This window comes from Bradyrhizobium sp. MV1.5 (genome assembly GCF_055807615.1).
In genome coordinates this window covers 78,138-91,001 of the sequence record NZ_JBVVPL010000011.1, presented here as the reverse complement: position 1 = coordinate 91,001, position 12,864 = coordinate 78,138, and the positions used below count along the sequence as shown (strand labels likewise).

The following is a 12,864-nucleotide window of genomic DNA, read 5'->3' as shown; positions in this document are numbered from 1 at the left end:
GAGGTCGATGGGATAAGGGAGGCAAAGTACGAAGAGGGGCTCACGGACCAATCCGCGATCTCTGCGCACGGTTCCACACTGTCCCTACCGGCTACAGCCGGTGCGGCGCGTCTACATCCCCAACCCGACGGGGGTAGGCGGCCTCTCGGTGTGCCGGCCGCTAGAGGACAAGATCGTCCAAAGCGCGGTGGCCGAGGTGTTGAGCGCCGCCTATGAGCTCGAATTCCTCGGGTTCTCCTACGGCTCCCGGCCGGGGCGGGATCCTCAGATGGAGCTTGATGCCCTCGATCCGGCTATCATGACATATCCAGTGTCTTCGATTCGGTCGACCACGAGTGGCTGCTGCGGATGGTGGCGCACAGGATTGCCGATCCTCGTATCCTGCAGCTCATCGAGATGCGGCTGCGAGCTGGCGTTCGTGAGAGCGGCGAGAAGCAAGACACACGCCGCAAAGGGCAGGATCAGTCCGCTCCTTTCCAACATCTTCCTGCATTACCTCCTCGATCGCTGGGTCGACCACTGGAGCGGTCGCCATGCAGCGCGGTCGCGTTGTGACCGTGCGCTTTGCGCACGACTTCGTCATCGGCTTCGAGAGCAAGGCAGATGCCCAGGAAATGCTCTTGGCCCTCAATGCGCGACTGGCCGGCGCTCCATGCGGACAAAACCCGTTGATCGAGTCTGGCGCGGTTCGCGGCCCTCCCGCGTCAGCCGCGCAGCGAGCGGTGGCCGAGACCTTCGCCTTCCTGGGATTCACTTACTTTGCGGGCGGACCCGAGATGGCCGGTTCATCGTGAAGCACAAGACCGAAGGGAAACGCCTGTGCTCTCGAGCAACATCACAAGTCTCGCGCGGCTCATGCGGGCGTCGCTCTTCGACAAACGTTGGTATAGGTTATGCAACCCGTTCTATATCCCCCGCTTACCTCTGTAGAGTTGAGCTGCCCGTCGGCTTGTCTGTAGTTTCAGCGTCGAAGCTGGACCGTCCGAAGGGTGGGGCGGCGCGAAATCCTAAGCTGAGTTGATAAGTGTGCTGCAAGGCATTGCTGCCATTGAGGCGTGGGACGAGGTTAAATGGAAATAAGTCAGCCCACTTCCGCGTTGGAGGTCCATCAGCACATTGTGTGCTCCCTCCAGAAGCAAGACCCAGTGATCTTGGACATCGGCTGCTACGACGGAGCTGACTCTTTACATTGTCTGCGGCTTTGCCCAGAGGCTCAGCTCTACTGCTTCGAGCCGGCCCCCCGGGGCGGTTGCTAGCTTAAGAGAAACATGGGGCTATACCCTGAGAAGGTGCCCCTAGCCACAGTCGCCGCGTTGATGACTGTTGCTGTAGCCTGGCTTACTGGCGAATTTCCGTCAGTCTCTTGAATGCGAGCATCGCGATGGCATTTACCGAGCTCTTCATCAAACGTCCTATATTGTCTATCGTCGTCAGTCTCCTGATCCTGCTGACCGGCATTGGTGCGGCCACCGTTTTGCCAATCCGGCAGTATCCTAAGCTGACCAACACGGTCGTCAATATCACTACCTCTTATCCTGGCGCCTCCGCCGACATGATCCAGGGATTCATCACCACGCCCCTTGAGCAAGCGCTCGCTTCGGCCGAAGGCGTTGATTACATTACGTCCTCCTCGGTGCTCGGTGCCTCGACGATCCAGGTCTATATCAAGCTCAATTTCGAGCCCAACGAGGCGCTCACTGAAGTGCTCTCCAAGGTCAACTCGGTCAAATATTTAATCCCTAAGGAATCGAACGATCCGGTCGTCACCAAATCTGCCGGTCAGACCACAGCTGTCATGTATATCGCCTTCTCCAGCGAAGAACTGACGGCCAGCGCGATCTCCGACTATCTCTCGCGCGTGGTGCAACCGATTATGTCAACTGTAGATGGCGTCGCAGCGGCAGACATCCTCGGCGGCCAGAGTTTTGCGATGCGGTTATGGCTCGATCCCGCGAGAATGGCGGGCCACGGCGTGTCGCCAGCTGATGTTTCTGCTGCAATCGCGGCCAACAACTTCCAGGCTGCGGCCGGCCAGACTAAGGGCTATTTCACTCTCTCCGACGTCACGGTCAACACTGATCTGCGGAGTGTTGATGAATTCAAGCGCATGATCGTCAAAGCCAATGACGGCGGCTTTGTGCGCATGGAGGACATCGCGACAGTCGAGCTTGCGGCGCAGAGCACAAACGCCAGCGTCGCGATGAACGGCGAACACGCTATCTTCGTCGCCGTGCAGGCGAGCCCAGAAGGTAATCCACTGAACATAGCCCGAGGCGTTCGGGCACTGCTTCCAGAAATGAAGCGCAGCCTGCCGCCATCGCTGAAGATGGAAGTGGCCTACGACTCCACCAAGTTCATCCAATCATCGATAGACGAGGTGGAGAAGACGCTCCTTGAGGCGGTCGCGATCGTGGTGTTGGTGATCTTCCTGTTCCTGGCCTCCTTGCGGTCTGTCATCATTCCGGTCGTCACCATTCCGCTGTCCATTATTGGCGTCTGCAGTATGATGCTGGCGCTGGGGTTCTCATTCAATCTGCTGACCCTCCTTGCGATGGTGCTTGCGATCGGTCTTGTGGTTGATGACGCAATTGTCGTGGTGGAGAACGTTCATCGCCATATGGAAGAAGGTGCGTCGCCCGCGCAGGCCGCTACGAACGGCGCGGGCGAGATCGTCGGCCCCGTCCTCTCCATGACGATTACGTTGGCCGCCGTGTACGCGCCCATCGGCTTTCTCGGCGGCCTCACCGGCGCGCTGTTCCGCGAATTCGCGTTTACACTGGCGGGTTCGGTGATCGTGTCGGGCGTGATCGCGTTGACGCTGTCGCCCATGATGTGCGCGGTCTTCCTGAAGAGCGCTGAAGAGGGGCGGTTTGCAAAGTTTGTGAATCGTGTGTTCAGCGCCATGACGCGCTGGTACGGCCGCAAGCTCGACCGCTCGCTCGACTATCGCCCGATTACCGGGCTGTTTGCGCTGACCATGCTGGGCCTCGTCGCCTTTCTGTATATGCACACTTCCAAGGAACTCGCACCCGAGGAGGATCAGGGCATCGTATTCGCACTGACAAAAGCGCCGAAATACGCCAATATTGATTACCTGGATTATTACGGCGCCAAGCTCGACAAGGCACTCCAGAAGTTTCCCGAGACGGATTTTCGCTTCGTGCTCAACGGCATCAGCGGTCCGCAGGGCGGCATGGCCGGGATGTTGCTTAAGCCTTGGGCCGAGCGCAAGCGCTCATCGATCGCGCTGAAATCGCTGGTCCAGGCCGAGCTGTCCAAACTGGAAGGCATCAACGCATTTGCCTTTAGCTTGCCGCCGCTTCCGGGCGGTTCGGGCGGCTTACCAGTGCAGATGGTGATCAAGTCGACGCTCGGTTTCCAGTACATCTACGAGCAGATGTCGGAGCTGAAGGATGCCGCGCGCAAGAGCGGTCTGTTCATGGTCAGCGACTCTGACCTTGAGTTCAACCAGCCGGGGGTGCGAATCAAGGTCGATCGATCCAAGGCGAGCGACCTTGGCATCACCATGCAGAACGTCGGTAGCGCGCTCGCGACCCTCCTTGGCGGAAACTACGTCAATCGCTTCAACCTGCAGGGCCGCTCCTACGAAGTGATCCCGCAGGTGCCGCGCGAGAAACGCCTTACGCCGGAATCACTTGGGAGCTATTATGTCAAGACAGCGGCGGGCTCGATGCTGCCGCTATCGACCGTGGTCTCCATCGAGACTGCGACCAATCCGAACGCACTCACCCACTACAACCAGCTCAACTCCGCGACCTTCCAAGCCGTACCGATGCCCGGCGTCACGATCGGTCAGGCTGTGGACTTCCTCGACGTCGAGGCAATGAAACTGCCCGCAGAGTTCAGTCACGACTTCCTCGGGGACGCCCGTCAATATGTGCAGGAGGGTAACAAACTAGTCATCACCTTTGCGTTTGCACTCATCGTCATTTTCTTGGTGCTTGCGGCGCAGTTCGAAAGTCTGCGCGATCCCCTCATCATCATGTTCAGCGTTCCCATGGCAATCGCCGGCGCCTTAATCCCGCTATTCTTTGGCTTGGCGACGATGAACATCTACACCCAAATCGGACTGTTGACATTGGCTGGGCTGATATCCAAGCACGGTATTCTGATGGTCCAGTTCGCCAATCAGCTGCAGCTCAAGGAGAGACTCGATTCCCGCTCGGCCATCGAGATGGCGGCGCGCGTCCGCCTCCGCCCAATCTTGATGACCACCGCGGCGATGGTCACGGGCCTCTTACCTTTGTTGACCGCAACGGGTGCTGGCGCCGCGAGCCGCTTCTCGATCGGGCTCGTGGTCGTCGCGGGCATGTCCATCGGCACGCTGTTCACGCTTTTCGTGCTGCCGGCGCTCTATGTCGCGATCGCGTCGGATCACCGCGCCGACGCGAGTTCCGATCACGTCCAGAACGCCGCCGAGCTCGCCTTCATCGGAGCATCCGATGCCCACCTGGCCAAGCGATGATCCTAACGATCAACTCGGGTTTGCTCGATCGCGCCGCTAGCGTAGCGGCGCTGCTCGCCGACCGCGGTAACTTGATCGCACTGGGTGCCTGCAGTTCATGGCGGCGGACAGGAAGGATGATCCGCGGCTGCTGCGCTTCGTCTCAATCTACTGCTTGCCCGAGGTGAAGGACTACATCGCGACCAAATACGGCCGCTTCATTGTGCAGATGTGGTGAGCGACGGATGCCTGGGAGGGTTTCACGGTCCCTTGCGCGTCCGGAGCTTCAAACCGGTGGTGCGAAGCTTGGGGGAATCATGTGTTCGGCGAAGAGCGCGTCGTGGATCCGTTTCTGCTCCGACAGGCGGATGCTGTTGTTACCTGACCGAGCAGGCCACCCACGTGAGTTGCCGGACATCACGGCAGCATAACTCGCAGGATTGACGTCGCCCGGGACAGGGACAGAATCCATGTTCCCCGAATGGGTGGCGTACCCATTTTTCAATTGGTTCTTGGTGGAGAATTATTCACTTCCTGACCGCGCTGCAATTGCTGTCTGAAAAGAGACCGCTGATTTGCTGCAGGCTTAGATAGTTGCCAAGAAATTCAATCCCCGCCAATTTTGGGCGCGAAACGAGCCGGCCAAGACGCGATAGTCCGGCGATTACTCGAGCGCGGCCGCCATTTCGGCTAAGGTTTGGGGATCGGAGGCTCCCGGGATGAACCCGCGGTCGGTGCCTGCCTGACTGCACTCTATCGGATGCGGCGGGGCGAGGCATCGGTTCCTGTGGACAGCTGTTCGCCCGGTTTACGTCCGCAGCTATTGGTTGGGTGGAAATAACCAGTCGGCCAAGGGATGCATCCGTGACCAGTCAGCGCGGACGCTCGAGTCCGGCACCTCGCCAGCTTCAATTGAGGCTTCGCCCGTCGAAGTGTCGAACGGGGGGTATTGACGGCGATGTCTATGGCACGCTCGCGCACATGCGGGCTTGCGCGATCTTGCATCAACCCGTGCTCCTCGCATTGGCGGCTAGCGCCGACCTGCTGCAGCACCAAGTCGCCCAGCCGCAGCGTCCGGAATGGCGGGTCGTCTCGCCGGTACAATCAGCATCGAATTCGCTCCTGAGGACGAATCGCTCTGCGCGGTTAGCACAACGCGGGATTCCGAATCGTTTGGCCGGAAGCTTTTCGAATGCGGTCACGTGATGGGTGTCCTCATAGCCAAACCGGGCGCTCCGGTCGGATCCAAGGGCTCTTCTGTGAGCGCGGAAATCTGGCCGCGGGCGTGGCGGATGAAGAGCCGAATCGCAGATCGAGCAAGTCCGCTTCTGAGCCGAAGAACGACAGGCGCGCCGCATCGACACAGTCCCAAATCAGCGCTGAATTCAGCGATCGGGCCCGTCATATTCCGCCCAACTATCCGTCGTCTCGTACACCCTCACGCTCGAGAGTTGGGCGAGGCGCGGTTTCGCGTGCTCCCAGATCCAGATGGCGATATTTTCCGCCGTCGGATTTTCCAGTCCCGGGACGTCGTTCAGGCAATGGTGATCGAGCTTCTTTATAAGAAGGCCAAACGCTTCCTCCATGTTGAAGAAATCCATTGCGAATCCGGTGTGCGGATCGACGGCCCCGTTCAGCACGACCTCGACGCGATAGGAATGACCATGCACCCGATGACAGCGATGTGTCTGCGGGACGTTTGGAAGTCGGTGCGCTGCCTCGAACTTAAATGCTTGGGATATCTTCATGTGATGCCGAGTGTTTGTGGGACTGCACGCTGAGCCGCCATTTCGGCTGAGCCAGGCAGTCCGAGATAGCCCGCCGCTCGACGGCGTCAGGGCGGTCTTTCGATCGAAGCAGAAATTGTTCAAGCCACGCTCATCGAACCGGTCTGGCAGGCTGCCGGTTGCGGCCACACGAATTTTCAGTTCGTGTCCGCGAGTGACGGCCAGCGCGGCGCGATTTACTGACGCAAATCCAGTCACCACGCTGGCCGGGGCCGGCAGCCTGCCGTTCGTCTCGATCGCGCTGAGGAACCCGATATCGTGTAAAGATTGCAGGACATCATCGAACCACCACAGTGGTTCCGAGCACGTTCATTGCTTGTGCCATGCAGATGATGGAGTGTCTACTACAAGATCCGGTAGATGCCAAAACCAACTTGAGGCTCTAGGGTCTGGCCGCGTTTCCCCGCCGATCATCATCCCGAGAAGTGAACGCAACCGGCACGATGCTCAACCAAAGGGCGGAACGGCACAATATGACTAGCAGAACCTGGGGGCTACCCTCGAACACCTCAGTCAGTATTCGCTACAACTGACGGGAGGCGTATGCCCAGGCAAAAATCAGCTTTGAAAACGTCAACCTATCCAGGCGATCACGGCGTGCCAGAGCAGATCCAGAGAGGATTGCGCTGAGTACGCCATCGTCGAATTTGGAAAAATTCACTCGTCCGTGAATGGACCGAATACAGAATTCGCCCTCGACAGCAAGCGCAATGTGATGCCAAAGAAAAAACAGCACGTCGATCTATCGGACCAGAATCTCTTGAGTCTTATCCTGCGGCTCGCCATTCCATCGGTTGTTGGATTATCGATCCATGCGCTGCAGCAGGTCGTCAACGCGATCTTTGTTGGCGCCCTAGGCGCGCAGGCGATCGCAGCTGTTAGCATGACCTTGCCGATCGTGGTCCTGCTCGCCGCAGCCGGACAGGGGATCGGTGTTGGAGCAGCGTCGTTCATATCTCGTCATCTGGGCGCTCGTGAGTACCTAGAAGCGAGTCGAGGCGCAAGCACGGCACTCGCGCTCGCCGCTCCGATCGGTATCATAGTCACCCTCACTCTGCTTCCAAATCTGCCAGGGATATTTGCAACGCTCGGAGCAACCCCAACCATCATGCCCGTGGCGCTCGACTACGCGGGAACGGTTTTGTTGGGGTGCACCCCGATGCTACTAAATACCGTCAGCGGGTTCATTGTAAGAGCCGAAGGCTATACACGATTTAGCATGTGGGTGATGATGACCGCGTTTATCCTGAACGCTGTGCTTGATCCCGTCTTCATATTTTCACTTGACCTTGGCGTGCGAGGCGCAGCCCTCGCAACGCTGGTGTCTCAGATCTCTGCTGTCGGACTGTATATCGCGTATTTTACGAAGCTTGGCGGGACGGTTCTCGTCAGGATATCTCACATATCATTGCGAGCAGATCGCATCAGACAGCTCGCGTTGGTAGGCGCGCCGGCGACAATGACGAGTATCTTATCTGCTCTTGCCGTTATGCTCTTGTACGGAGCTGCTGCGCCGTTCGGCGACGATTCCATCGCCGCGGTTGGAATAGCTGTGCGTATCTTGATGGTCGGCGCACTGCCTATCACCGGGTTCTGTATTGGTGCTCAAGCTATCCTGGGTTTCGGTTGGGGCGCACGCGACTATGCTCATATATTGAGGGCTGCGAAGTTCATGCTCTTCGTGACGATCGCATTCTCGGTGCTGTATTCTGCTGCCGTTGTGATTTTTGCGAGGCCTTTAGTGAGCCTATTTAGCGATAACGAGTACGTCACCGAAATTGCCGTCTCGACCTGCATCGTGTTCCATCTCTTCTTTGGACTGTTTGGGGTGCAGAGTTTCGTGACGGCAATGCTTCAGTCATTTGGGAGAGCGCGCCTCAGTGCAATTGTGTCCTTGGCCAGGCAGGGGTATCTCTTCATACCGGCCGTACTGTTATTCCCGCTGGTAGCGGGTTTTAACGGACTGTTAGCCAGTCAAGCGCTCGCAGAGCTTGGCGCCGGAATAATCGCTCTCATCGTCATGTTCAACCAGTTCGGCGAGCTCAGACGAGCGCTCCGGCACGGTCCTCAAGAGCGATCGGGATAGCGGGTTGAGCTGAGAACGGATATGATCGAGGCACAGATCATTGGGCGCTAGCCTCCTGGGAGGCTCGCCGTTAAAGCGTGATGGGACTAGCTTCGATAGCCTGAGTTTTTGAGGTAGTTGGCGCATTCTTCGGGTGTAAATGCATAAAGGAGTTCGCCGATGGCGGCGCAGACCGCATCGACGGTTCGTGCGGCTGCCTTGCGGAGCAGATGCTTGAGTTTGGCAAAGACTCGTTCGATGGGGTTCAGGTCGGGTGAGTATTTTGGCAGGAAGAAGAGCTTTGCTCCGGCGAAGCGGATGAGCTGGCGCACGGCTTTGCTTTTGTGGCTGCCGAGATTGTCCGGGACGACGATGTCGCCGGGCCGAAGGGTCGGCAGGAGAACCTTCTCCACATAGATCCGGAAGCTCACGCCATGATTGGTCCCTCGATGAACCATGGCGCATCGATCCGGTCATCGCGCAGGGCCGCCAGAAAGGTAATGGTTTTCCAACCCATCTGGCCCCGAGCAACGCTGCCGGTCTCATCGACCCGCTTCATCCAGCCGATCGCCGTGCTGATCGCCACTCCAAACTGCTTGGCGGCCCGATTGCGCGCCCTAACGGCCAAATTAAGGGCGTCAGCTCTTACGGCATTGATATCGGCCAAAGGCTGGAAGTCGAAGCGCCCCAAGGCAGTGGCAATGTGGTCGGCCGTGAAGCGGGGGTGATCTCAATCGAGAGCTGACTGTCACACCAGTAACATGCGGTGTTTCCGAATTGGTGAATGGAAATGCGAACCCCCTTTGCGCTTTGCTACTCTATGGCAAGCAGCTAAATGCAATGGCGCCAATACAAAAGGTGATGCTAACTTTTGCTACAAACCAGGTAAACACTGGCACGGTCATCGACAAGGCCTACAGCCAGAGCATCTTGATTGACCTTACCTTATACTCAAACCGAATGTCGCATACGACATAAACAACGTCTGGGAGTGGGGAAACTTCAGCTGGGCCCAGTCGATACGACGGATGAGATTCTGACGCGCGCAGCTGCCTCTCGGCATCGGATGGATTTCGCGTGCCTCAGTGCCGTCTTGAATACGGCAGCGAACGAACGAAAAAATGTTGGGCCAGTGTTCGAACCTGCGGGACTCGATCACGCCTCGTGAATGTATCATCAGGTGAATCAGGCCGTAACCAGCTATCGGAGAACTTGCACATCTTGATCGGGCTACCGGCCGAACAGGATGTGAGGATTGGCGGAGGCCAGGACGGCCCCACGCGAATGGTTAGAATACGTTATCGACGATGTCTTACGTGTTTGCTGACTTTGCCGATCACTGCCCCTGGCACTACGGCCAGGCGCGTCCGTATAAGCACGACTTGAAGAGAGGCCGGAGCACTGACCTATGGACAAGCGGCCTCTCGATCGCGGCGCATCGTCTCATCCGCCGCATCGGATTGGAGACAGGGCTATGGCGAGTTGGCTGTGGCATGACCTTCGTAGGTTGATCCTCTGGCGTTGTGCATCGACTCGCGGCATGCTCGTGAGCCCTTCGCGTACAAGGGCAAGTGCAGAATCGCGGCTCATGCGGCATTCTCGCGATAACGGGTGCTCTCGTGCAGCATCTGCAAAACCGCGCTACGGTTCAGAAGTCCGCGGTTGATCGCGATTTCGATGAAGGGCCGCATTTGCTCAGCGGCTGTAAGCACAAGTGTCGATACCTGTTCATAACCAAGGCGCGGTACGAACACGGTCGCAAGAGCCGAAGATTGCATCAAGTTGCTGAGCGACCGTTCCCGGTCTGCCCGGATCCCCGAGATGCATTGGTCGGCAAATATTCTGGCCGATCGCGTCAAAAGCTCGATCGAATCGAAGAGGCGCGAGGCGATGACTGGCTCGAAGTGATTGATTTCGAGTTGGCCGCTCAACGCTGAGAGAGATACTGCGGCGTCGTTGCCCACGATAGCGAACGCAACTTGCTGGATCATCATCGGCAGGACTGGATTGAGTTTACCTGGCATGATCGAAGAACCGGGCTGGAGAGCGGGCAACCGCAATTCGCCAAGGCCCGTATTTGGCCCAGAGGAAAGGATGATCAGGTCAGAGGCGATTTTCGCCATTACCTCTGCTGCGATGCGGATTTCCGACGACACGCGTGCGAAGGCGTCGGCGTTCTGCATGGCATCGAACATGTCGTCGCCTGGGCGTACCGCGTGGCCCAAGATTGCCGCAAGATGTCCATAAACGGCACGGCGATAGCCCGGCACTGCTCCGAGCCCGGTGCCAATCGCAGTGCCTCCGAGGGGAAGCACCATCAATTCCTGGCGCGCCACGGACAGCTTCAAGGAGAGCCGCTTGATCGCTGATGCGTAACCGCCGAACGCCTGACCGAGCGTCATCGGCTGGGCGGCCTGCATGCATGTGCGGCCGACGCGCAATACGTCGGCGAATACAATGGCCCGCTCCGAAAGAGCGGCCGCCACCTGGTCCAGCGCACCCACCAGATCGCCGGACTTTTCGTGCGCCGCCAACTTGAGCGCCGAGGGCAGCACATCGTTCGTCGACTGGCATAGGTTCACGTGATCATTTGGATGGATCACGTCGTACCGACCGGGCTTTTCACCGACAATTTGCAGGGCCCGGTTCGCCAGAACCTCGTTCATGTTCATGTTGATCGATGTACCGCCGGAGCCTTCGAGCAAATCGATGATAAACTGCCCATCGTGTTTACCAGCAATGACCTCGTCCGCAGCTGCGATTAGTGCTCCTGCTACTTTGGCGTCGAGGGCTCCGAGCTCACGGTTCGCCGCCGCGGCAGCGCGCTTGATGCGCGCTAGTGCCCGAAGAAGTGCCGGCTGATCACCGAGCTTCTGGAGTGAGATGTCGAAGTTCTCGCTCCCACGCAGGGAGGCCAAGCCGTACAGGGCGCGCAGCGGCAGCTCGCGCGTTCCTAGACTGTCTATTTCGGTGCGAGTCGCTGACATCTCTGATCCCGGGTTCGGACGCTACGCAAACAACTCTCTCCGAAGACGGGTGAGAGTTAAAGCTAAGATCGGAGATGTTATGAAGGCTAATAAGTATGATTAATTAGGGTTATACTGTTCGTCGAGAGTCCGGGTGGAGCCACCCGCAACGCACCGGCAGGCGGCGTCCTCGTGAGCGAGCGGATCCAACACGATGCTGCCGACGGAACGAGCCATCCAGGGAATTTGAGCCGCGATCTGGGGCAAGGTCCAGTTCCGCAGGAGCACACAAGTATCATCCGCTATTCGCGCAGCCAACGTGCCTAATCCGCCTTGCTTAGTCACCAACGCGATCGTGCGCGAGAGGCCGGTCGCCGGCAATGGCATGACTTCGAGCGCCGGTCGATGGACGGCAGCCTGCAATATGCACAGGGGTGTTGTAATCGCCACGCCCATGCCATTGGCGACCATCGAGAGCAGCGAGTCCGACGTGTCGAACGACATCGTCTGCGGATGCTCTATCCTTAGACGCCGGAGATGACGTTCAATTTGCGTTCCCATGTGCGAACGCGCGGTGTAGCGGATAAGTCGGTGCTCGAGTAGTAGGTCGTCCAGTGGACGATCGCGAAGAGTATCCGCCCAGGCAATCGGTGCTACCAGGAGGAATGGCTCGCGCAATAGGGGTAAGCGGGTAACTTCGTCAACGCCCTCCATTGGATCCGATGTGACAGCTGCATCGATCTCGTTGCGCATCAATGCCTCGGCGTGCGCGGGTACCAGCCCCGAATACGCGCTCACGCGAAGCGCAATTGAACCCGCCATGAGGCTGCGGACCAACAGTGGTCCCACTGTGGACGCGAACGTGTCGATCATCCCGAGCCGAAGGTCCTCGCGTTCGGGACGCGCTGCGGCGGCCCGCATTTCCTCGACAGCTCGTCCGACGCGCAGGGTTATCTCGCGCATGTGGGTGAGCAGAGCTTGCCCGGCCTCCGTGGGCCCAAGGGGACGACGATCGCGACGGACGAGGGATGCGCCAATATGCGCCTCCGCGCGCTTCATCGCTTGTGAAACGGCCGATTGAGTGATGCCAAGTCTGAGGCCGGCCGCGCTCATGCTGCCCTCTTCGATGACGACGGCCGCGACTTCCAGTACACGCAAATCAGGCAAACTAAACATAGGAAGCCTACGCTAATGGATTTTTATCGGGTGTGCCACTAGTCCGTTTTCTCAGTTGCGGCGAGTCAATCTACTCGACAGGTTGGCGCACCGGAAACTCGCGCTTACTGCGCAAACAGCCGATTCCAAAGCCGCAGCGGTGGAACTGTTCGATGACACTTCATTTATCGACATTTCCAACCGCTCCAATTTCGGCGCAGAGTTCGATCCGGTGTGTCTGGAGAGTCCGCGCCAAATGACAACATTTCCGGGTGGCGGATCGGCGGCCCTGGCCAGGTCGCCACCCAATTGTGCAAGTTCGGTCAAGTAGAATGCGGGGTTCCAAGGCGACCTCGTCGAATGCCGACGTCCTTGATGAGTTCATCGGGCAATACGATCTCGGTGTCCGTGGAGGCGATCTTCGGT

At 58.4% G+C, this 12,864-nt stretch carries 6 protein-coding genes and 1 pseudogene; 3 read left to right on the top strand and 4 right to left on the bottom strand.

The window, feature by feature from the left end:
• Positions 1-533: 533 nt before the first annotated feature.
• Positions 534-794 carry a hypothetical protein gene (locus AC0L2J_RS13425; protein WP_473390483.1) on the top strand — a complete coding sequence of 87 codons (261 nt, stop codon included), beginning with the start codon at positions 534-536 and terminating at the stop codon, positions 792-794.
• A 587-nt stretch (positions 795-1,381) separates the two neighbouring features.
• Entirely contained in the window at positions 1,382-4,486 is a 3,105-nt protein-coding gene (locus tag AC0L2J_RS13420) for an efflux RND transporter permease subunit (RefSeq protein WP_317245409.1), read from the top strand.
• Between the two features lie 1,364 nt (positions 4,487-5,850).
• Here AC0L2J_RS13420 and queD read toward each other — a convergent pair.
• Positions 5,851-6,213, bottom strand: coding sequence for a 6-carboxytetrahydropterin synthase QueD (gene queD / locus AC0L2J_RS13415; protein ID WP_473390689.1), 363 nt, complete (start codon positions 6,211-6,213; stop codon positions 5,851-5,853).
• Positions 6,214-6,919: 706 nt separating this feature from the next.
• Here queD and AC0L2J_RS13410 point away from each other — a divergent pair.
• Positions 6,920-8,338 (top strand): MATE family efflux transporter, encoded by a 1,419-nt coding sequence (locus tag AC0L2J_RS13410; RefSeq protein WP_317245407.1) that lies wholly within the window; start codon positions 6,920-6,922, stop codon positions 8,336-8,338.
• Between the two features lie 86 nt (positions 8,339-8,424).
• Here AC0L2J_RS13410 and AC0L2J_RS13405 read toward each other — a convergent pair.
• From AC0L2J_RS13405 to AC0L2J_RS13395, 3 genes and pseudogenes are all read right to left on the bottom strand, one after another.
• Positions 8,425-8,828: pseudogene (locus AC0L2J_RS13405) on the bottom strand (transposase); the annotation flags it as partial.
• A 1,075-nt stretch (positions 8,829-9,903) separates the two neighbouring features.
• A complete protein-coding gene (locus AC0L2J_RS13400; protein WP_473390476.1) occupies positions 9,904-11,304 on the bottom strand; it encodes an aspartate ammonia-lyase in 1,401 nt (466 codons plus the stop codon).
• 99 nt (positions 11,305-11,403) lie between these two features.
• Complete coding sequence (locus AC0L2J_RS13395; RefSeq protein ID WP_456766253.1) at positions 11,404-12,459, bottom strand: LysR family transcriptional regulator; 1,056 nt, start codon at positions 12,457-12,459, stop codon at positions 11,404-11,406.
• Positions 12,460-12,864 lie beyond the last annotated feature (405 nt).